Origin of the sequence: Neobacillus niacini (genome assembly GCF_030817695.1) — a bacterium.
GTDB lineage: Bacteria > Bacillota > Bacilli > Bacillales > Cytobacillaceae > Neobacillus > Neobacillus niacini_F.
Map to the genome: position 1 here is coordinate 3,894,066 of NZ_JAUSZQ010000002.1, position 22,555 is coordinate 3,916,620.

Genomic DNA, 22,555 nt, shown 5'->3' on the forward strand with positions numbered 1-22,555 from the left:
ATGTGGCAATACTTTAGCTACTTGACTTTCCTCCCTTTCCTTTTAAATTATTTTAGTAAACAATGTTGTAATTTTTAAAATTTTCAGATAAGTGCTTTCAAAAAAATATAATATTATAATCTAATAAGTTATAATATTATATTTTATGCTTATCTAAAAATGAATCTCAGTATAATAGGTAACTTGATCATGGCGTATATAAAATTTCGAGTATTCAATTACCTCTCCCTGCTTGGTATACGTAATCCTCTCCCATTCAAACACAGGCGTACCTGGTTCAACCTGAAGCCATTCTGCCATTTCACCTAAAGCAATATACGGCTTAATTAATAGCCTAGCCCTTCCTAACAAAATATGAAACTTATTTCTCAGAATATTGTAGATAAGTTCATTATTTATATCATTTGGCGTCAGGCCAGGACATTGATCATAGGGAAGATACGAGTACTCAAGTGCAACTGGAACATCATTCTCAATTTTTAAACGCTTGATCTTAATGATTTTTGCTTCAGGCTGCAATTCTAGTTTTTCTGCCACCCCATTTTCCGCATTTTCAATCGAAAAACCGAGTAATTCATGCGGATGTTCCTCTTCTTCTGTTGTTAAGGAGAAGATCGCATTAATATCTTGTTCATTAGTGGAACCCGCTACAAAAGTACCTTTCCCTCTTTGCCGGTAAAGATACCCTTTGTTTACCAATTCAATGACCGCCCGTTTGACCGTAATGGTACTCACATCAAACAGATCAGCTAATTCCTGTTCAGTTGGCAGCTGATAACCTATATCCCACTGCTTGGATTTAATTTTTTCTTCTAATACCAGTTCCACTTGACGATAGAGAGGAACATGATTATGTTTATCTATTTTCATAAAATCACACCTAATTTATAATATTATAACTTTATAACCTTATACTATATTTACTATTAATACATAATTTACCGTGATTTACCTGCGTTGTCAATATTTTTTGAATTTTTTGTACATTAATTATAAATGGTTTCCCCGTTATTATTTTACGAACTTCTAACATCGCGGTGTTTACTATTTCATTACACTTATCCCTTTAAACCCCCGCATACTATTTGTGATTATTTTGTAGTGCGGTGAAAACACAAAAAAAGCTTTACACATTAGCATGCAAAGCTTGATTTGATAGCGTTTATTGATACCGGTGGTCGGGGTCGAAATAGGATTAGCTAGAGGAATCGGACATCAAATCAAAAGAGGATTAGGTAGGGACTATGTTGAACAAACAGAGTTCCTCAGGTCCCCAATTGGTAAAATCAATATATCACTCTCTGTAAAACAACAAACTCTGCTTAAAAAGCAATTGGTGTGTACTTTTGATGAATATACGGAAAACTCCTAATAGAGGATGGCTTCTTAATAAGTGAAACACCTCAATCCCATGATATGTAAGGGTTGGCGGGACTGCGTGGGAATCGAACCCACCAGACCTGGCACGCAGGTCTCAAGCAGTTTTGAAGTTTGCTTGCACCTGTTTTTCTAGTATCTTGATGTACTCTGATGTATTGATAAATCTAGGTTTCTAGCTTCCTTATGTTTTCTTGTGATTTCTAATTTTTAAAATTTGGGCACCAAGCATGGCACCAACACCTGTCCGAAAACTATTTTAAACAGCAAAATTAATTAAACAAAAGTAAACCAATTTATACCGTTTTGCACCAACCTTTTATCACTCTAACCTCATTACTCTCGACATGCGCAGAGTGTATGTGGCAGCACATGGGGGCTGGTGAAAAAACTCTTTTATGATTTAAACACAATAAAAAGAATGGCAACCATTCTCCGGTTAACATTGTTGGTTTTGATAATCGACAGATGGGGGACTATTTGACGTTTACATTGTTACTATTTTTTATTTTCTTTCGGAAGCTGGTACTCCTGCAATTCCCCAATGAGACTTTGGCATTTCATTAACCAAAACTCTGACGCTTTGTTTAGGAGCATCTAATGTTTCAACAACTGTATCAGTAATATTTTCAATTAACGCTTTTATTTTTTCAGGCGGTCTGCCTTCCAAAATATTTACTTGAATAATCGGCATAATCTCTCCCTCTCAATCATTAATAAATTTCACTCTTAATATATTTAACTATTATTATCTTATTCACCAACAGTAAAAGTAACTTCTCCAAGTCCTTCGAACTTCCCTGAAACAAAATCCCCTACTTTTAAAAGGACCGCACTTGTTAAGGCGCCAGACAGGATGATTTCACCTTTTTTAATTTTGTCGCCTTTTCTGGCAAGCATATTGGCTAACACAGCAATTGCATTGGCTGGATGCCCTAAAACGGCTGCACCGGCTCCAAGTTCTTTTATTTGGCCATTAATAGAAAGTGTAGAACCTACTAATTCCAAGTCAAAATCACTTGGTTTTCTAAGTGTATTTCCGAAAACAACCCTTGAAGTAGACGCATTATCAGCAATTACATCCGTATGGGTAAAGTTAAAGTTTTCATAACGGCTGTCTATGATCTCTAGAGCCGGCAAAACATATTCTGTTTTTGCTAATACTTGTGCACCAGTAATTCCAGGTCCTTCAATATCTTCACCAATAAGGAAAGCGATTTCAGCCTCTACTTTTGGATGAATTTGAAAAGGAACGACTCCGCCATTATCAACAAGCATATAATCAAATATATAGCCATAAATAGGCTCAGAAACACCCATTTGATCCCATTTTGCCTTACTTGTTAAGCCCATTTTAGGACCAATGATTTTGTGTCCTTGATCTAATTTCTTTTGAACAAGCAATTCTTGTGCTTGGTATGCTTCCGCCACAGTTAAATCAGGTTTAATAGTCTTTGTGATTTTTACAACTTCACGTTTTTCTAATTCTGCTGCTTCAAGATAATCTGCAATTTGTTTAAAGATTTCACCAGCCATTTCTTTTCCTCCTCAGATACAAGTCCATGATCTATTCAAGCCAAATTATTTAAAGTTAACGCTTACTTGTCCAAGATGTGCAAATCTTGCAGTAAAGTTGTCACCAGGTTTTGCAACCACCATGCTGGAAAGTGCACCAGAAAGAATTACTTCCCCCGCTTTTAGGGTGATATCATAATCAGCCAATCGGTTTGCCAACCATGCAACGCAAGAAGCCGGATTTCCAAGAGCAGCAGCCCCCACCCCGGTATTGGCAACCTCACCATTTTGCATTAATACCATGCCAATTAATTCAAGGTCAATATCTTCAATTTTTGTCGGCTTGCCGCCTAATACGACTAATCCTGATGAAGCATTATCTGCAACTGTGTCTTGTAATTTGATTTTCCAATCTTGAACCCGGCTGTCAACAATTTCTAAAGCGGGGACAACATAATCTGTTGCTTGTAAAACATCAAGGACAGTCACATTAGGGCCTTTTAAATCTTTTTTCAAAATAAAAGCAATTTCGCCTTCAATTTTTGGTTGAAGCATTGTTTTAATGTCAATAGTTCCGCCATTTTCTACTACCATGCTGTCTAAAAGATGTCCGTAATCCGGTTCATCCACACCTAACATTTTTTGTACTACTACAGAAGTTAAGCCGATTTTTTTACCGACTATTTTTTGTCCTTCGATTAGCTTCTTTTTAATATTTTGCAGTTGAATATAATATGCGTCATCAATCGTAATTTCTGGATCTAACGTAGTTAACGGATCAATTCCAACGCGGGTTTGTTCAGCTTCAATTAATTGAGCTGCAAACTTTTCAATTTTACTTGTCAATTAAATACATCCTTTCAATTAGATATGTATTTTCGTCATTGTTAGTATTAACAGAAAACATTTAAAAACCTGTTGCACGGCCTAACCTATCTAAACCGTACAACATAGTCGTTTTTAGAAAAGAGAATTATAGTTTAACACAAATATTCGTTAATTCTGTGTAGAATTCCCAGCTATGTGCCCCGCCAACACGACCTATTCCACTATCTTTCGTACCCCCAAATGGAGTTCTTAAATCACGTACGAACCAGCAATTGATGTAAGATAAACCTGATACAATTTTATGAGCTACACGATGTGCACGACGGATATCGTTAGTCCAGATTGTGTTACTTAAGCCCACGCGAGTATCGTTTGCTGCCGCAATTACTTCTTCTTCTGTGTCGAATGGAATAACAGTAACAACTGGCCCAAAGATCTCTTCACGAACACAACGAGAGCTGTCATCTAAACCAGTAATAATAGTAGGTTCTATGAAATATCCTTTATCCAATCCTTCAGGACGTTTACCTCCTGTAACGAAGGTTCCGCCTTCTTCTTCAGCAATTTTTAGATAGCTCATTACTTTATCGTAGTGCACTTTAGCAACTAATGCGCCTTGGTCGTTGGCCATATCAAATGGGTCGCCAACTTTTAATTCTCTTGTTTTTGCTGCAAACTTTTCAAGGAATTCTTCATAAATTGGACGCTCAACGTAAATTCTTGAACCGCATACACAAACTTCCCCTTGGTTTGTAAAACTTGATCGAATAGTTGTTGCAACTACTTCATCAATATCTACATCCGCAAAGATAATGTTAGGGTTTTTACCGCCTAACTCGAAAGAAAGCTTTTTCAATGTAGGAGCAGCTTCTTCCATGATCTTAGTACCTGTTGATACTTGACCGATAAAGCCGATGCCTGAAATGTCAGGATGTTTGTTGATAGCACTTCCAGCGCCAGGTCCAAACCCGTGAACCAAGTTTACAACTCCATCTGGAACACCGGCTTCTTTAAGAATTTCCATTAATTTTGTTGCTGTCATTGGAGTTAATTCAGATGGCTTAATAACTACTGTACACCCTGCAGCTAAAGCTGGAGCTAATTTCCAAGTTAATAAGAATAATGGAAGGTTCCATGGTTGGATTAATCCCACTACTCCGATTGGGCGGCGATATCCATAGTTAAGCGCATTATGAACTTCATCCTGGTATGCTTCTGTTCCTACAGAAAGCATGTAGTCAGCAAAGAATTGGAAGTTTGCTGCTGCACGAGGAGCATCAACATGACGTGAGAATTTAAGATGCTTACCGGTATCCAAGGATTCTAATTGTGCGATTTCTTCTTGTCTTGCTTCAAGAATCTCACCAACTTTGCGGAGAATTTTTGAACGTTCTTGTACACTCTTTTTTCCCCATGGTCCTTCTTCGAAAGCACGTTTAGCAGCTTTAACAGCTATATCAATATCTGCCACGCTTCCTTCTGCCACAGTACCATAAACTTCTTCCGTTACAGGGTTCACGTTATTAAATGTTTTTCCGTCTACAGATTCAACAAATTTACCATTAATATAATGTAAACAATCAAACGCTTTTACGATAGGTTCAACTACTGTTTTAGTTTGGACTTGCATTGTTAAACTCCTCCTTGAACATTGCAAATATAGTGCTAATGCTTATATACTTTATGTTAATACTTATCGGTTTCATATAACACAAGCATGTTGCTATATATGCAACTAATTGATATTTTTAAAAAATTTATTTAATAACAGCCCATAATAAATTTTTTACAGTATATCTACTATTCTATTAACGTTCCCGATTATCTATTTAAGAGTAAATAGTCTTAAAATTTTTTGTATATTATACATATTAATTAGGGCAACTAACTTTCTCATTAAGCTGAACCATACTGTTCAAATACCTTAGCGCCTGCCTCGGCACATTGTACATCTTCTATCGCACTACCGCCGGAAACACCAATGCCTCCAACAATAATTCTATTGTATATTAACGGAATACCTCCACCAAAAACAACAAGCTTATTTGTATGAACAATCCCTGTTAACAATGCAGGTTCATCTTTTATCATTGGATACCATTCATGTGTCGGTTTTCCAAATGCAGCAGCCGTATAAGCTTTATTTTGAGCAATCTCTGAGCTTAGTAATGCGGCTTCATCCATGCGAATAAAGGCTTTTAAATTGGCTCCTTCATCTACAATGGCAGCATTTATTTTAATTCCAAACTCTTTTGCTTTATTTGTAACTGCCTCAAGAATTTTCAATGCTAGCGATTGGGTTAAAGCGTATTTTTGATATAGCATCTTATTTCTCTTCCAAACTAGCTTTTTTTAGTTGGCTTTCGTAATCTTCAGCCGTAATAATACCAAGATCACTTTTAACGGTCATACAACAAGCTAGAGCAAAGCCATTAGCTAGTTCCTCATCAGACAGTGCTTCATGTGAGCGAACTAATTCTTGCTCATATTCCCCTTCTAAAACTTTCATCTTGCACATCCCGCAGCCGCCACGCTGGCATCCTGTCGGAATTGGTATAAACTCGTTTCGAGCTGCTCTTAAAGGTGTTTGGTCTGGAGTACAATTATACTCAAATTGTTGATTTCTTACCTTTAAAGTTACTTTATACATATAGTTTCTCCTTAATATTAGATAGACTCTCAGCATTCGCCGAGTCAGACGGGATAAGGAATCCCTTGCCCCACCCATTTGTTTTCCCTCCTACTTTGTAGGGAACTTCGGATAGGGGTGTTTCTAATGAAACCCCTTTTTGTTTCACTTCAGACCTATCAGATTTTTGTTCTTGATATGCTCTAAAGACACTATTCTGACGGCATCTTAAAACTGGTTAATTAAGATTGGCCTGTCATCTCCAAACTTTGGATCACGAACCTTTCAGAAATAATCAACATGTTATACGATTCTTACGGTTAGAAATGTCCTTAACCTCGTGACCCGGCTGCCATAACACCCACCTACTCTCCTAATCACGCGTTATTCCCAGTAATTTTTCAGGTAATTCAGCGATTTTTTATTTTCAGAAATACCGAGAGTGTATTTAGGTCAATTTCATTTACTTGAAAATTAAACCAAGTCAAGTCAACGCTTTCATAAAGGATTCAGATAATTCTCTGCGGTGATAAAAAATGCCTGTTCCAATTTTTGATGCATCCCATGTAATCGTTGGCATATCACGAAATGCCATATATCCACCTGCAAATGCTTCGTTACGGTTTCCTGATGGGTCAAAGAAATAAATGGTTTGTCCCCTTGAAATTCCGTGTCGAGTAGGAGTCACATCGAATGGTACTTCATACATCGATAATAAATCCGCTGCTTTAAATACATCATGAAGGGAATCTACACCGAATGCTGCATGGTGAAGTTTTGCATCAGGCCCTTTTACAAAAGCAATATCATGAGCCGTATTTGTTGTAAATAAGAAACTGCCGACTAATTCTTCTTCCCCTTCTGTAACAACTCTTTCACTTTGTCCGAAATTAAGCACTTCAACAAAGAATCTTGTAACTGTTTTTAAATCGTCACCAGTAAGTAATAGGTGATCAAGGCGATGTGGAGCAATCCCTTTTATACCTAATGGCCATGGATGAGGATTTTTCGTTCCTACGGCTGTTCCTAAGAAACCGATTTCATGATAAAGTTCACAGTGATGACCAGTTGGCAAAATAAAATGGACGGCTTCCCCTTCAGCTAATCTAGTATTGCTGGAAATACGAGTAGTCGTACAGCCAAATTCCTCTATTTTTCTTTCATAATAGGCAAGATCATCAAGTGTCTCTACTTTAAAGGCTAAATGGACTAAACCCGCCTTGTTCGATTTTGTTAAAATTAAACTATGATGATCAAATTCATCCCATGCTTTTAAGTAAACACTATTTCCCATACGTCCCGTTTCTTCTAACCCAATAACCTTTGTATAGTATTCTACTGATCTATCTAAGTTTAATACATTTAATTCCACGCGGCCTAAACGCATAACTCTTGCCATTTTTTATCCTCCTAATATAGGTAGTTTTTTGAGAGATGACATCTTAATGCCGCCTTAGCACTATTAAAAATGCTGACCCGGCTCATTTTACTTTTTCTACTAACTGCAGCAGCTCCCGGCTTGGCCCGTGAAAGAGGATCATGCGCCCGCCTTCAAGCGTTGGCTTCACCACATCCGAAGTAAAGATGATCTCTTTTTCTTTTAAAAACTGAATCGTTTCATCAATATTTTCGACTGTAAAAGCAAGATGGTTCACAATACCCATTTCACTGTACTCAGCAGCTGCTGTTTTCTCTTGAATAAGCTCAATCTCCATATCCGGCTGTGATTCAAAATACAAAAAAGCCATTTCGCGATCGGATTTACTTCCCCGGAGACGGACGTTAAATCCAAAAATCTCCGAATAAAACCGAATCGATTGATCCATATCACGAACCATTATGGATACGTGTTCCATTTTCCGTATCATATAGTTCTCCTCTTATTCTTCATTTTGTTTGAGGAATCAGGAGAACCGTCCCTCTGCTTCCTTAGTTCGAGGAAGCAGGAGAACCGTCCCCTTGCATCTTTTTAGTGCTTTGACCCATGGCATTGAGTTTTCGTAGCAGTCGCCAATTTGAAGCACTCGACGATCTGTGAATGGTTTTCCGATTAGCTGCAATCCGACTGGCAGATTTTCTGTTGTAAAGCCGCAGGCTACGGATAGAGCTGGGAAGCCTAGGATATTTGCTAATGGTGTTTTTCCAAGTGTAAACATATTGCTAATCGCCATTTCCGGAACCATCGTACCGATTTCAAACGGTGGCTGGACATTTGTTGGGCCGACTAAGGCATCAATCCCATTCATTTGTTTGATTGTTTCTCTGACAAATTGCTCTCTCCTGCGCTGGGCACGAAGGTAGATTGTTGCGGAAATATCACTGCCAAATTCAAAGCGGTATTTCAAATCATCTCCATATAAATGACCGTATTTTTTCAATAATGGTTCGTGCACGGAGACTACCTCTGATTGAGCGATTGCCTTTAAAGCGTTAAGGGCTTCGTCTATCCCTGGTAAATCAATGGGGACGATTTCCGCTCCTAGTGATTCGAGTTGACGGAAGGCTTCGTCAATGACCTTTTTCACATCCGCATCAATTCCGGCAAACATATAAGGTTCATAGAAGCCAAGCTTGACTCCTTTTAAATCATTTAAAGAGTCCGATAAAACAGGCATAGTTCTTTTGACAGATGCCCGATCCTTTTGATCATAGCCTTTCATGACCTCAAGCATAATGGCCGCATCCTGAACCGTTCTTGCCATCGGACCTACATGATCCAATGACCAGCTGAACGGTAGACACCCGCGTCTGCTAACGACTCCATAGGTTGGCTTGAACCCGACTGTGCCACACATCGCAGTCGGTAGTCGAATGGACCCAGCTGTATCTGTGCCTACCGCACCAAAGGCCATTCCTGTTGCGGTTGCCACTGCTGAGCCGCCGCTTGAGCCGCCTGGAATTCTAGTGACATTCCAAGGGTTCTTGGTGCTTCCATAATGAGGATTTTCCGTCGTTGCCCCCATGGCAAACTCATGCAGATTAGCCTTGCCGATGATAACGGCTCCAGCCTCTCTTAGCTTTTGAACAGCTGCCGCATCCTCAGAAGGAATCCAGTCTTCAAAAATTTTCGAGCCGCCAGTCGTTTTTACACCCTTCGTTTGTAAAATGTCTTTGACAGCAATTGGGATTCCGTGCAACGGCCCCCGCACTACATTATTCAGTAATTCCTCTTCCAATTGCCTCGCCTGAGCCAGGGCTTCTTCTTCCATGACAGTAATAAACGCATTAACTCTTGGCTCATACTCGTGAATTTGGTTTAATGTCATTTGCGTCAACTCAACCGGTGAAATCCGTTTATTTCTAATCGCGGCCCCTGCAGTTTCAATTGTTTCGAAAAGGAATTGATTCATGGCTTGTCTCCTCATAAACTTCTAAATTAAAAGTAAAGGACGGCTCTAATGTTGCTAATTCTAGTTCCTCATCACATAAAATGGTGCGTAGATACTCTTCTAAAGTCATCAAATCCCTGCTCTCACTTTGATATTCCTACTACTCTATTAAAGGGCTGCGTTTAATAGTATAGATGCCACAATGACCTTTGGAGTACTTGTCCATCAACTGATTCATGCTGAATCACACGCACGGACACTATACTATAGAAAAGTGTATGCGCCTTGCCCACCCCGACAAGCCCAAGACCAGCCTTGCGGAAAGGTGTTCTTTACCTTTCTAGGATGATTGGCTTGTGACCTCTAGGGGGTAGGCGCTGAAACTAGATCACACCACTGGTCATTTAACAATAACTACCCATAACACAGCCTATTAAGTTGCTTTATTCAATATTTAAGACTTTACTTTCTGTCCATCCTTTTTATACTGTTCCTCCAAAGGAAAAGCCTCCTGCCAGGACTTTTCGTTCCTGTCGTAGAGTCCCGCACTGTATAGGTTCCTCAGTGATTCATTGTCTAACTTAAAGTTCTCTGCTCCTTCTTGAAACGCTTTCACTTGTTGAAGCAATAAGCGGCGCATATGAATAATCGGTAAATCACTTGTTCCTAGATGCTCTTTAGAGCGGTCGACAATCGGCCCCATTGTTTCGGTTGCTGCGTGATCCTGATTAGCGATTCCTCGGATTCCGGTGAAATTTCCTGTCTTTTGTAGCTCACGGTCCTGTGCATAATCATTCTCAAGACTGATTTGTTTTTTGAAGTGCTCATCTAACTTTAAGCCACGGCGTTCATGATTGGCCTGAGCATCAATTGTACGGTTATGTGAAAATTGGACATCCCAGGACCAAGTGCTGTAGTCATCTCTTGGAATGAACGCATGCCACATTCCATCCTCACCCTCAAATCTTGGTGGATAAGTATAAAACGGGAAGATATAATGAATTTCCATAAAGGCATTTTCTGTTTCGTTGCCAATTCCTACGGCTACACAGCGTTTTCCGTAATTGGTATCCTCTACATCTTGTTTGACCGGTGGATTCTTCACAAGCGGATGGTTCGGATCAATTCCTAAATCTGTACTTAAAATTCCTTCTCCTGTCTCCTGTTTCCCATGTGCTTTGTGAAGAAACGCCGCATGTACATAATCAAGATCATTTTCCATTACCTGTGCATAGTTGCATTCCTGCCAAACCCGTTCCGACATCATATATTCATCAGGAAGCCCCATCCAGTAGAATTCAGGAAATTCAGGCTGGCTCTCTTCCGGTCCCATGTACGTCCAAACGATACCTTTTACCTCCTTCACTGGATAATTTTTGATCTTGATTTTATGTCTAAACTTCGGATCGCCTTCCTCTGACGGAATTTCCGTACAATCACCATTCGTATCAAATTTCCAGCCATGATACATACAGCGTAAGCCGCATCCATCATTGATGCCGTAATATAGAGATGTTCCACGGTGCGGGCAGGCTTCCTCCATTAAGCCGACTTTCCCTTCCGTATCACGAAACGCAATTAATTCCTCCCCGAGCAATTTCACGCGCTGCGGCTTGCCGTCGCTTAGTAATTCATCTGACTTTAATGCCGGTATCCAATAGCGGCGAAACAACTCACCCATCGGAGTACCAGGCCCTACTCTTGTTAATAAATGATTATCTTGTTTTGACAACATGTCGATTCCTCCCATTTGTACTTTATTTGTTTTTAGAAAATTTCGATTTTATGTTTATATCTTATTAAATTAGCACCCATTCAAACAATATATTTTTAGGTCGGAAAATTTTCATTTTACAACCGAAACATACAGTTAGAGATAAGTAGTCTGACTCTTTCAAAAATATTGTAAATTATGATAAAGTAGTAATAAATGATTATGATTTTCTGGAGGAGGCAATATGGCCATTAAAGCAAACACCATCACCTTGGGAGATTTATTTGGAATGAACCCTGAGAATGACAACTTCCTGCAGGCTCATCGAATGTTTATTTCAAGCGCGGATGCCTGGGGAGCTTTAATTAAAGATTTAGTTTTAGCTCTAGGAATTGAAAGAGCCAAACGCTTTCTATTACGTTATGGATATCAATGCGGAAGGCATGAAGCCTTGATGCTGAAGGAAATGTTTAATTGGGAAAATAAAAGGGAATGGATCATGGGAGGGGTTACCATGCATGGCCTTTCCGGACGAACAACATCCGTTCCAATTAAAGTTCATATTGATGCTGAAAATCAGGAATTCGACGTGGAAGGATATTGGAATAATTCTTATGAGGCCCTACAATATTTGCAGCACTTCCCCACACACTCTGAGCCTGTATGCTACTTTCTTGAAGGGTATGCAAGCGGTTACTGCAGTACCTCTTTAGGCCAAAAAGTGGTTTTTAAAGAAGTCGAGTGTATCGGGAAGGGTGATCCATATTGTCACTTTATTGGAAAAACACTAGATCTATGGGAAGATGAAATTTCACCTGAGTTGGTTGATTATGCACGAGAAGATATTGGGGACGAACTAGATCAAGCACATAAACGAATTGAAAGACAAAGTGAAATTTTAAAACGAGGGAATTTGTTAAGTAACCAATTGACACAAATTGTCTTACAGGGAAAAGGACTTGATTCAATTGCCCAGACACTTGGAAGCAGCTTAAAATGTGGAATCGTTATCTCCAACAAAGATTTTGAAACCCAATCACAATATGGGGATGTATTTGAATATTCCTTAAAAAGCATCATCGAAAAAAAGGAAAATCTTGACTCATCAGACCAGAAAAAAATAATTGAAATGATCCATCATCGAACCACCATTCAACTCAATACTTTAGATAAACAAGGATTTTCTCATTATCCTTTAATCACTCCAATCATAGTACAAAGCCATGTATTTGGTTATATTTCGATTATAAAAAACTCGAAAGAAATGGACGAACTCGAGTCATCTTTTATCGAGCGGGCAGCAAATATTTGTGCACTTCATATCCTAAATGAAAAAACAGCCATTGATACGGAACATAGAATGAAAGGAGAATTACTAGACGAAGTTCTGCTACAGCCAAAGTTAGATTCTAACATAACAAAAAAAATATCTTTTCTAGGCTATAATCTTAACAAACCTCATTATGTGTTTATTTTTCGCTTACAAAATCAATCCTTTGATTTTCAAAGGGATGAATTAGTACATGATGAAAAGGAAGTGATTATGAACATCCTTAGAAAATATTCAGCATCTGCAGGAGAAAATATATTAATCTCGAACTCTTTTGGACAGGTTCAAGCACTTATTTCAGAAGATTTATTGAAGGCTAATAATTGGAGCGAAAAGAAGTTAGGGACATCTATAGTGAAAGAAGTGAAAAATAAATTTCCTTCATCTCGACTAATAATTGGAATCAGCAACAAATGTTTGAATATAAATGAAGTTCACGATGGTTATAAACAAGCGAAAAAGGCTTTAGAAATTGCTCAAATCAACAATGAGAACCAACACGTGTTCCATTTCTCGGCTATTGGACCTATCTCCATTTTATTAGATGCAAGAAATCCACAGGAATTGGAGGACTATGCCAATCATATTTTAGGTACGATCTATCAATATGATATTCAGAAATCCGCAGAACTATTAAAAACTCTTTATTTCTATTTATATAATGAATGCAATTTGCATAAAACAGCCCGCTTCCTGAACTTATCAATTGGAGGGATGCGTTACCGCCTTGCGAATTTAAAAGAACGATTTAACATCGATATGATGAATGCAACAACGCGTCGTGAAGTTCAAATGGCCTTAGACATATATGTAGCATTTGGCAAACTGTCTGCCCTCCTTTTGAACCAAGTGGAAGAAGGTTTAGGAGATTGAGATTTACGAATTAATTAAAGGGACTGACCTAATTGGACAGTCCCTTGCATTTTTTACCATAACTTAGATACATCCTGATATCATTACAACGATTATGCTTTTACTTCATTTGTAGTATCTAACATCAAACCACCATCGTTGTCTGTGCTTACAGCACCATTTTCATTTGAAAGATTCTTAAGCTTGCTTGTACCGATTAAGCTGGCAATAGCAACAAATGCAATATAAAATCCGATCGAATAAATCGTTCCTGTTGCCTGTATTAAATACGTACAAATCATTGGGGCAATGCCTCCTGCAAAGATAGCAGGGATTTGTGTCCCTAGTGAAGTACCACTATACCGTAACCGGGCTGGAAATGCCTGCGAAGCCAAGGCAGGAAGTGCACCGGTTTGCATACAATGTGGAATCATCGAAATTAACATAGCTGCTGTGATCATAGCTGGGACACCTGTATTGACGAATCCGACAAAAACAAATCCCCAGATAAGTGTTGTAGCGGCACCCATCATAAATAGACGTTTAATTCCTATTTTATCAGATAAGTATCCAAATAATGGAATAAGAATACATAATAAGAAACTTGCAGCCGTATTAACATTAACCATATAAGAGGAACTAATATTTACATTATTGATACTGTAATTAATCAAAAAGGTCGTATAAATAGAAAATGGCGCATTTTCAGATAATTTAGCTAAGCCTGTGTAAAAAATCTGTTTTGGATGTTGTTTAATAACATCTAAAACTGGCATTTTAGAAACGGTTTCACCTTCTTGAACTTTGCGGAATGACGGTGTTTCAATAATTTTTGCTCGAATAATAAGTCCAACAACTAATAACAATAAACTAGCGATAAAAGGAATTCTCCATCCCCATACGTAGAAACTATCGCCTGCAAGAGTGATGCACAACCCTATGATAGCGGAAGATAGCAACATCCCTACTCCCACTCCTGCATTTGGGATACTTGCCATGAATCCTTGCTGTTTCTTCTTTCCCCATTCCATTGATAATAGGATAGAGCCTGCCCATTCCCCTCCAACACCAACACCCTGTATTAATCTCATTAAAACAAGCAGGATAGGAGCCCATATTCCAATCGAGTCATAGGTTGGAATGAATCCCATAAAAGCACTGCTCAAACCCATCATCCATAATGTAACAATCAAGGCGTTCTTCCGGCCAATTCGATCACCAAAATGTCCAAAAATAATCGCCCCTATTGGTCTCGCTAAGAAACCGGTTGCAAAAGTTGCGAATGACAGGATTATTGCGATAAACGGGTCTGTATTCGGAAAAAACAGTTTTGGAAAGATTAAGGCAGAAGCAGTTGCATAAAGTGAAAAGTCATACCACTCAATAATCGCACCAGAGGTTGAACCAACTAAAGCCCTTCTCGCCATTTTTTTGTCTGAAATTTCATTTGCATTCATGCTAGACATCATATACACCTCCGATAGATTCATACATTTGCAGGCAAGACTGCCCATTGCTTACTTTCAAGGACTGTTCTATTTCTATTACAATAACTTGTACTTCCACCTCCTTCTACTATGGGGATATTGCAGTCTAATTATACAGAAAATTCATTCTGCTTGTATCCTGCAGATTCTGCAGGAAAATTTACATTATTCTGTATTATTGTGTTAGAATCTAATGCTGGCACATCTGTTCAAATAGGGGGAATGAATCCTTGCTTTTTCATTCATATGTTTTTCATAAAATGATTTGACCAGATGTACGAATCGTATAGAAAAATGGTAAATATTAGACCCATACATACATTGTTTACTAAAATGACCTAACGTATAATTCATAAGGCGAACCAAAATTTCAGAAAATTTAGAATGAACGGTTCGAGAAGGCTAAGAGATGATCTTAGCCCATTTTTTAATCCATTTTGAAAGGAGAAAAGATGAAAATGCACAAAAAAGGCCTAACGTTATTTTTAACCTTTGTTCTGTTGTTAGCCTCCATTACTCCGGTACTGGCGGATTCACAGAAAAAAGGAACAGCCAAAATTGTCCGCGACAATTATGGTGTCCCGCATATTTATGCCAATAATAACGAGGACTTGTATTTTACCTATGGGTATGTAATGGCTGTGGATCGGTTGTTTCAGCTGGAAACGTTTCGTCGGGGGAATAACGGGACGGTAGCTGAAGTCTTTGGGGAGAAGTTTTTAGCCAGGGATCAACAAATGAGAAGAGATGGCTACACAGATCAAGAGGTCCAAAAGATGATTACAAAAATGGATGGATTCTCAAAAAAGGTCATCCGTAACTTCGCAGCAGGTATCTCTTTGTATGTAGAAGAAGCATTTAAAGATCCAGACGAGAAGCTGTCAAAAGAATTCCATGATTACAAGGTAACACCTAAAGCTTGGACAGAAGTGGATGTATTAAGGTTGTTCATGTCCTCTATGGGGGTATTTATGGATTCAGAGCAGGAAATCCAAAATGCTAAGATTTTAGCTCAATTGGAAAAACAATATGGCCCTGAAGCAGCGAAAAAAATGTTTGACGATATTTTTTGGGAAAATGACCCTGCCTCTCCTAGTACTCTGACGGATGAAGGAGCTGTCAATCATGTTAAAAAGGATACAAAAAAAGCTGCCAATCAGCAGTTTCCGGGGATTGAAAGAGCATCTGAAACAGTAACAGAGAAGCGCAATGATTTCGTTGCAGCCTCAGAAGAGTTAGGACTTCCGCTGAAAATTGGCAGCAACGCGGTTGTGATTGGTCCTGAAAAATCAGCTACAGGCAATGCTTTGCTGATGGGTGGACCACAGTACAATTTCTCGGCCCCAGGTTCAGTGTATGAAGTAGGCTTACATGCTCCAGGAATTGATATTGAAGGTTCCGGGCTGATCGGACTACCGATTATCATGTTTGGTACGAAAGAATACTATGCTTTTACCTCCACCTATGGAGTTGGGAACTTAGTTGATATTTTCGTAGAAACATTAAACCCAGAAAATCCATATCAATACTTATATAAGGGTAAATGGTTGGATATGGAAAAGAGAGTCGAAACCTTTACGTATAAGGACAACAATGGCGAACTTAAAGAAGTGACTAAAGAATTTTACAGCACGGTTCATGGTCCTGTAACGTTATTGGATAGAGAAAATAACACTGCCTATAGTAAGTCATGGTCCTTCCGTGGAACAGAAGCACAAAGCTGGTCCGCTTATTTAGAGTCGAACTGGGCTGATACTATTAAAGAGTTTCATAAAGAAGCACAAGAAATGACGATGAGCATCAACTGGTACTATGCAGACAAGGAAGGAAATATCGGTCATTTTTATACAGGAAAATATCCGATTCGTGATGAACGAGTAGATGTAAGACTTCCAACTCCAGGTACAGGCGAATATGAGTGGAAAGGATTCATCAATCCAAAAGATCACCCCTATGCCATTAATCCGAAAACCGGCTATATTGTTAACTGGAATAACAGGCCTGCTTCAAATTGGACGAATGGTGAGTTAAGCTTTATGTGGGGTGAAGATCACCGCGTACAGCAGTTTATCGATTTAGTCAACGCTAAGGACAAGTTAACAGTAGACGATATTGATGATATTAACTATCATGCAAGCTATGTTAACTTAAGAACAAAATGGTTTAAACCGATGCTGATGGAAGCTTTGGAAAAAACAAATGACCCAAGATATCAGGAAGTGTATGAAGCCCTTCAGGATTGGAACAATCTAAACGAAGATAACAATAAAGATGGTATGTATGACAGCCCAGGATTAACGATTTTTGAAGCATGGTGGCCGATTGTCGTGGATAATCTTTACAAAGCTCAGCTTGGGGATGCTTATCCTTCGTTAAAAGGGATCATCGATCATCGTTATGGGTCAAGTCTTACGTTAAGAGCTTTGGGAGGAAGTAACGGCCCGCTCAAAACAAATTATCAATGGCTGAATGAAGACACTGACCGATTATTGCTTACAGCATTAGATCAAGCGCTTGAAAAGCTCGAGGAAGAGCACGGAACAGATGTAAGCACCTGGTTGAAAACGGCACGGATGATGGTATTTACTAATACTTCATTAGTCGGCCTTCCGCAATACGGATCCGAAACAAAATTTTTAGAAGCAAACCGCGGCAGTGAGAACCATTATATCGAACTAACCAAAAATGGCCCTAATGGAGTCAATGTAAATCCTCCAGGTCAAATTGGTTTTATCAAAAAGGACGGTACATTGCATACACATTATGAAGATCAAATCGAGCTGTTTGCAAATTGGGAATATAAACCTGTCTTGTTTACAGAGCAGGATGTGGAAAAATACGCCGTGAGTACTAAAGTACTTGAAATTAAAAAATAGAGCGATATGAAAAACACAGGTTCCTATCCTGTGTTTTTTCGCGATACCCATCTTATTCATCCTTCTTTATGAAACGTTTGAATCAATTGATTGTCATATTTTAACTTGATAAATAGTTTTTCTACTTTAGGATAGAAAAAGGCAACAATAGGTCCCAGAGAAACAACCATAATGAACGTTCCAATGCCGACGGGCCCGCTGAAAAGGAAGCCGAGCGTGACGACTGCTAGTGAAAATAATGTCCTTGAGGTAGAACGGTTCATCTTCCAAATTTCCTCAAGAAGAAGTATCATTCCGTCCGGCGGTGCAGGCGAAAATTTTGCTTGTAAATAAAGCGATACGCCTAAGCCAATGAATAGTAACCCAAAACAAAGGAACAAAATTTTACCGGGTAATTGTTCGGGAATATAGACTTGTTCCGTGACATAAAGCCACATATCAATACTTAAGCCGGTCAAAAAGGATGTTAAAAAGGCCAGGATATCGGGTCTGCTTCGGCGTACAATGGCCATAATCGTGACCAATATGGCACCAATAATAAACTCCCAGCTGCCTACCGTTAGACCAATTGTTTGCTGAAGACCGACCTGTAATGAAGGCATTGGAGCAGCTCCAAGCTGGGAATTTACCGAGCAGCTGATCCCAAAGGAAAGCAGCAGAATGCCAATCATATAGAAGGAAAAGCGAATTCGAATGTTTCTGTTAACAACCAATGACATCACTCCTTATAACAAGTTCATTTTAAAAAAAGAGACGTAACAAAAAAACTTCTATTTTTTCAAGATAAAATAGAAGTTATGGATAGAGAGTAATGAAAAATAATCATAGGTCACAATATTCCGAGATTTTATTGACAATCAATTTGAGGTGAGATAAAAATCCAATTGTACGATTGTTGATGCGAAACTCCGGGCCGGCAATACTGATCGCTGTAACGGTGTTTCCCATAAAGTCTTTAATTGGCACCGCTAAACAAAACTGGCCTACCTCAAATTCCTGATTATCGATCGCCATATCCCCGCTTTGACGTTTTTTCTAACTTTCTAATGAGATCATCATGATTTGTGATCGTATTTTCTGTATATTTTTGCAAAGGAATATCGTAGATTTTACTATTGTCACGGTCAGGTTGGTTAGCTAATAGAATTTTTCCTAAGCCGGTACAGTAAACCGGTTTATGCGTACCAATGGATGTTTTGATTTTAACCGGTTTTCGTTGGTTCTACTTTAGCATGATAGCTGACTTTATCATTTTCCTGAACGGCTAGATGGACCGTCTCATTTGTTTTTCTCATCAGTTCATCTAAATAAGGTGATGCATTATAAAACTTATTGTACTGCCTAGAGACAAGGTTCTCGCAGCCCAACAGCCTGGGCCTAAGCGATATTTTCTATTTGGCGTCCTGACGAGAATTCCTTAACTGTGCAAAGTCTTGATGATGTGATGATCGTACTCTTATTCATTTGTAATAAGGACGAAATTTCAGATACGCCATCTCAGAATTCTCTACGGAGAAGCACTCGATAATGTTCACGGCATTGTTAATCGAATTGATCATCATCTTACTTACACCTCAATTTAATTTTTTACAAAAGGTTAAAGGCCATATATGTTTGTAAAGAAATCTGAATCTCAAATTTTGATGACGCCTTCGACAAATCCACTTGAATTAATTCTTCGATGCGATTGATGCGATAGCGCATTCCGCTAATCGAAACATTCATTTCTCTTGCTGTTTTATGAAGATTACATTCATTTTCAATATAATAGTATAGCGTCCTGACGAGTTCTGTGGAATTTTTCCCATCATATGTTTTTAGATCAAATAGAAACTCATTAGCGTACTCCAATAACTCCTCCGGTTTCCTAGCATCCAGCAAAATCATGATATGTCCCAATTCATCCGCATGAACGACACTACTGTTGGATACATTCATTAACCGGTTTTTCGCCTTTGCTACCTCAATGGATTTATTGGCTTCTTTAAATCGCTTACTATATTGCCCCACGTCTGAACAGAGCTTACTTACCCCTATATAGATTGGGGGTGTGCCATCATTCCTTTGCAGCAATTCATAACAATGCTGCGCAAATTGCTTTATACCGATTTTTTTCTTCTGAAGGTACTCATTTGGAATTAAAACGGTTACTTTTCTATACTTTTCAAGCTTAATAAAGGTTGTCTGATAATAAGTTTCTTCTCGATTAAAAAAGTTCATTAACTCCTTCGAGACATTGTTAGCCTTGCTTTGGGTATTTTCCTCAAGGTATGGGAATAGTGATTGATTTGGGAATTCAATTGTTAACACATATTGAGACTTGTTTATGTTATAGCCAAAATAAGAGAATCGCTTAATGATATTGGCCGGGTCTGTTTCACCCTTAAAGAGTTCCTCCAGCAAGTCCCCCTTCATTCTCTCCTCGGTTTGAATGGCAGTCCGTTCATTTAACATTTTTACTGCACAGATGCTTGCGGCCCTTTCTAGAAAGTCTGTCTCAGCATCCCCGAATGGCGCCCCTTCCCGATAAATAGAAATATAACCGTACACATCATTTTGAATAATAATAGGAGAGATTAGTAGATTTTGATCAGGCCCGATTTCAAATGGCTCGGTTTGAGTCAAGACATGTTTCGAAAACTGTTTTTCAATAAAGTCTTGGATTTTCTCCCGATTATACTGCTGTACATGTGGACGGGTTTCATCAAAGTAATGAGCTATGTAATCGAAATATTGGTTTTGGATAAGAACCGGCATGCTTAAGTCTTCTGCTAGCATTTTTGCGAAATCGTCCATCCCCTTACCTTGAAGTAGAGCAGACGTTAGATTCTTGGTTATAGACGTCCCAACATGTAGGACTTCACTTTGTCTTTCGACACGGCGATACACGATATCTAGTTCATCAGCAATGTCTTGTTCCTCGTAATTAATGATTTCATCTTCAATTTCTGAACCCCATTCTTCCACCGTTTTTGCGACATAGCTACATTGTTTATCTCCTTTTCCTACACAGTGCATCTCCTTGAAAATAACCTTTTTTCCAAGGCATTCACTAGTATAGCCGCCTCCATAACCGATAAGAAAATAACAGATAGGTTCATGGTACAAAGAATAATGCTGCAAATGCTGCTTGGCTTCATACGAATCAATCCAGTGCCCAGAAACATCAAACGTTCCTTTCTCCATATCAACCTCAAAGTGCTCAGGATAAGAAAGGACACGTCCGCCAATTTGATGCATTTGCGTACCTGCCACAAGCCACTCTAAGTCACTTTCCCAGTTCACCAAATCTTTTAGCATCCTTGCTTCATTTTTTCCGCAATTCCATCCGTAGCGAAGAAGAAACCTTTTTGCGCGTTGGATTCCTAACGTGTCAATTAGGTCCTTCCTTAACACCCCCCATGCATCAGTACTTGAAATGACCATTCTCTTTTCTTTAAAATAATGATCTCCCCCATGATTGAAAAAGGAAAAGATGTTTGTTAACTTGTCTTTATTAGTAGTTGTCAAATCAACCTACCTCTTTCTCCTTTTGATTTGTTGTAAATAATTCAAGGTTATGTTTTACTCCTCCTTTGCCAAACTTATAAATCTTGTGTTTTCGCAGATAATCTAAAAAGCTGAGGATTGTATCACGTCTTGATTCAATATCTTGATAACCATGATGATAAAACCAATGATCTATTACATTGTATACCCCTCTATTAATTCCAAAGAGTTCATGACATAGGTCAAAGAAGGCTTTGTCAGGAAGTTTTAAAAGTAAGGATTCTTTCACAATACTGTTGGTTGGACTCATGTTATTTTTTCCAACTCTCTATACTTTGAAAAGACGCCGTTTTATTTAATGAAGTCCTATGGAACAGCGTTTTTGTGATTTAGAAACAGCAACTGGTTCTCCTAATATGATTTCTAAATAAATAATAGAATATTCCCAAAATTAAAACCACTACATATTAGGTCTGAATATTATGACTCTTTTAACACTATTAATATAGTGTTTATTTTCATTTTATACTACACATTAGAATTTTTTCTATTTATAACAAGATATATGGGAAAATTTTTTGTATGATTACGATATACAAAAAGTACCCTGTTAAAAGGAAAACCTGCAGCATTTGAAAGGCCTACAGGCTTGGATTTGTTAGGAATTAATTTTTAGTGAGTAGATTTTTTCTATATTATTTTAGATAAGGAGTCTGTTTTTCGTTGTTTAGAGGATCTTTAGAATAGAAGAATCCGAAAAATGGGTACTATTTGTTTTATCCGATTCTAGCACTTCTTCATGAATATCATTATAGATTCCTGACATTGCTTCAAATGGGGTATAAATATAGGCCTTTTTCCTTTTACTAAGATTCATATTGTAATAAATGTCTAGCACTACTAAGAATATAACAACTATATACCCTATGGTTAGGTACATTTCGATAACTTCCTTTCTTTTCTATATGGCGATGGGGCTTCATTTTATTCAGCAGGGGTTAGAACCTCCACGCAAGTTAGAGTATTTTCTTTGCATTCATCCCCCACCAATAAAAGTGGGGGATGAATGCTGAATGAAGTTAACAGAGTCTTATTTAGAAATGTAGGAACCCAGGTAATGATCGACAGA

The 22,555-nt window shown here is 38.4% G+C and carries 21 protein-coding genes and 1 pseudogene; 3 read left to right on the forward strand and 19 right to left on the reverse strand.

Annotated features, from left to right (window positions below):
• Positions 1-153: 153 nt before the first annotated feature.
• Complete coding sequence (locus QFZ28_RS19590; RefSeq protein WP_263326265.1) at positions 154-870, reverse strand: GntR family transcriptional regulator; 717 nt, start codon at positions 868-870, stop codon at positions 154-156.
• A 304-nt stretch (positions 871-1,174) separates the two neighbouring features.
• Here QFZ28_RS19590 and QFZ28_RS29855 point away from each other — a divergent pair, with 304 nt between their 5' ends.
• Entirely contained in the window at positions 1,175-1,372 is a 198-nt protein-coding gene (locus tag QFZ28_RS29855; RefSeq protein WP_373428092.1) for a 5-methylcytosine restriction system specificity protein McrC, read from the forward strand.
• Between the two features lie 510 nt (positions 1,373-1,882).
• Here the strand turns inward: QFZ28_RS29855 and QFZ28_RS19595 are convergent.
• From QFZ28_RS19595 to QFZ28_RS19645, 11 genes are all read right to left on the reverse strand, one after another.
• Positions 1,883-2,071: a 4-oxalocrotonate tautomerase gene (locus QFZ28_RS19595; protein WP_307196202.1), complete on the reverse strand. Its 189-nt coding sequence runs from the start codon at positions 2,069-2,071 to the stop codon at positions 1,883-1,885.
• A gap of 59 nt (positions 2,072-2,130) precedes the next feature.
• Entirely contained in the window at positions 2,131-2,913 is a 783-nt protein-coding gene (locus tag QFZ28_RS19600) for a 2-keto-4-pentenoate hydratase (protein ID WP_307196203.1), read from the reverse strand.
• Between the two features lie 45 nt (positions 2,914-2,958).
• Positions 2,959-3,738: a 2-keto-4-pentenoate hydratase gene (locus QFZ28_RS19605; protein WP_307196204.1), complete on the reverse strand. Its 780-nt coding sequence runs from the start codon at positions 3,736-3,738 to the stop codon at positions 2,959-2,961.
• A gap of 127 nt (positions 3,739-3,865) precedes the next feature.
• A complete protein-coding gene (locus QFZ28_RS19610; protein ID WP_307196205.1) occupies positions 3,866-5,350 on the reverse strand; it encodes an aldehyde dehydrogenase in 1,485 nt (494 codons plus the stop codon).
• Between the two features lie 266 nt (positions 5,351-5,616).
• Positions 5,617-6,045, reverse strand: a complete 429-nt coding sequence (locus QFZ28_RS19615) for a GlcG/HbpS family heme-binding protein (protein ID WP_307196206.1) — start codon at positions 6,043-6,045, stop codon at positions 5,617-5,619.
• Position 6,046: 1 nt separating this feature from the next.
• Positions 6,047-6,370: a 2Fe-2S iron-sulfur cluster-binding protein gene (locus QFZ28_RS19620; protein ID WP_307196207.1), complete on the reverse strand. Its 324-nt coding sequence runs from the start codon at positions 6,368-6,370 to the stop codon at positions 6,047-6,049.
• A 463-nt stretch (positions 6,371-6,833) separates the two neighbouring features.
• Entirely contained in the window at positions 6,834-7,748 is a 915-nt protein-coding gene (locus QFZ28_RS19625; RefSeq protein ID WP_307196208.1) for a catechol 2,3-dioxygenase, read from the reverse strand.
• 82 nt (positions 7,749-7,830) lie between these two features.
• Positions 7,831-8,217, reverse strand: coding sequence for a VOC family protein (locus QFZ28_RS19630; protein WP_307196209.1), 387 nt, complete (start codon positions 8,215-8,217; stop codon positions 7,831-7,833).
• A gap of 36 nt (positions 8,218-8,253) precedes the next feature.
• A complete protein-coding gene (locus QFZ28_RS19635) occupies positions 8,254-9,699 on the reverse strand; it encodes an amidase (RefSeq protein ID WP_307196210.1) in 1,446 nt (481 codons plus the stop codon).
• Entirely contained in the window at positions 9,671-9,808 is a 138-nt protein-coding gene (locus tag QFZ28_RS19640) for a hypothetical protein (protein WP_179595909.1), read from the reverse strand. Before QFZ28_RS19640 ends, QFZ28_RS19635 begins: the two co-directional genes overlap by 29 nt.
• Before the next feature lie 324 nt (positions 9,809-10,132).
• Positions 10,133-11,413 (reverse strand): Rieske 2Fe-2S domain-containing protein, encoded by a 1,281-nt coding sequence (locus tag QFZ28_RS19645; protein ID WP_307196211.1) that lies wholly within the window; start codon positions 11,411-11,413, stop codon positions 10,133-10,135.
• 223 nt (positions 11,414-11,636) lie between these two features.
• On the opposite strand from QFZ28_RS19645, the gene QFZ28_RS19650 reads away from it, so the two are divergent.
• Complete coding sequence (locus QFZ28_RS19650) at positions 11,637-13,595, forward strand: XylR N-terminal domain-containing protein (RefSeq protein ID WP_307196212.1); 1,959 nt, start codon at positions 11,637-11,639, stop codon at positions 13,593-13,595.
• A 92-nt stretch (positions 13,596-13,687) separates the two neighbouring features.
• On the opposite strand, the gene QFZ28_RS19655 is transcribed toward QFZ28_RS19650, so the two are convergent.
• The gene (locus QFZ28_RS19655; protein ID WP_307196213.1) at positions 13,688-15,040 is read right to left on the reverse strand and encodes an MFS transporter; all 1,353 of its coding nucleotides are present in this window, start codon (positions 15,038-15,040) and stop codon (positions 13,688-13,690) included.
• A gap of 479 nt (positions 15,041-15,519) precedes the next feature.
• Here QFZ28_RS19655 and QFZ28_RS19660 point away from each other — a divergent pair, with 479 nt between their 5' ends.
• Positions 15,520-17,937 carry a penicillin acylase family protein gene (locus QFZ28_RS19660; RefSeq protein WP_307196214.1) on the forward strand — a complete coding sequence of 806 codons (2,418 nt, stop codon included), beginning with the start codon at positions 15,520-15,522 and terminating at the stop codon, positions 17,935-17,937.
• A gap of 56 nt (positions 17,938-17,993) precedes the next feature.
• Here the strand turns inward: QFZ28_RS19660 and QFZ28_RS19665 are convergent, their stop codons facing one another.
• The 6 genes and pseudogenes from QFZ28_RS19665 to QFZ28_RS19685 all read right to left on the reverse strand — a co-directional run bounded on the left by QFZ28_RS19665 (position 17,994) and on the right by QFZ28_RS19685 (position 22,366).
• Entirely contained in the window at positions 17,994-18,650 is a 657-nt protein-coding gene (locus QFZ28_RS19665) for a YczE/YyaS/YitT family protein (RefSeq protein ID WP_307196215.1), read from the reverse strand.
• Positions 18,651-18,759: 109 nt separating this feature from the next.
• A pseudogene (locus tag QFZ28_RS29970) lies at positions 18,760-19,138 on the reverse strand (IclR family transcriptional regulator).
• Between the two features lies 1 nt (position 19,139).
• Positions 19,140-19,304 carry an IclR family transcriptional regulator domain-containing protein gene (locus QFZ28_RS29975; RefSeq protein WP_444875319.1) on the reverse strand — a complete coding sequence of 55 codons (165 nt, stop codon included), beginning with the start codon at positions 19,302-19,304 and terminating at the stop codon, positions 19,140-19,142.
• A gap of 220 nt (positions 19,305-19,524) precedes the next feature.
• Complete coding sequence (locus tag QFZ28_RS19675) at positions 19,525-21,447, reverse strand: XylR N-terminal domain-containing protein (RefSeq protein WP_307196217.1); 1,923 nt, start codon at positions 21,445-21,447, stop codon at positions 19,525-19,527.
• 1 nt (position 21,448) lies between these two features.
• Positions 21,449-21,736 carry a hypothetical protein gene (locus tag QFZ28_RS19680; protein WP_307196218.1) on the reverse strand — a complete coding sequence of 96 codons (288 nt, stop codon included), beginning with the start codon at positions 21,734-21,736 and terminating at the stop codon, positions 21,449-21,451.
• A 417-nt stretch (positions 21,737-22,153) separates the two neighbouring features.
• Positions 22,154-22,366, reverse strand: a complete 213-nt coding sequence (locus QFZ28_RS19685) for a hypothetical protein (RefSeq protein WP_307196219.1) — start codon at positions 22,364-22,366, stop codon at positions 22,154-22,156.
• Between the last annotated feature and the right edge of the window lie 189 nt (positions 22,367-22,555).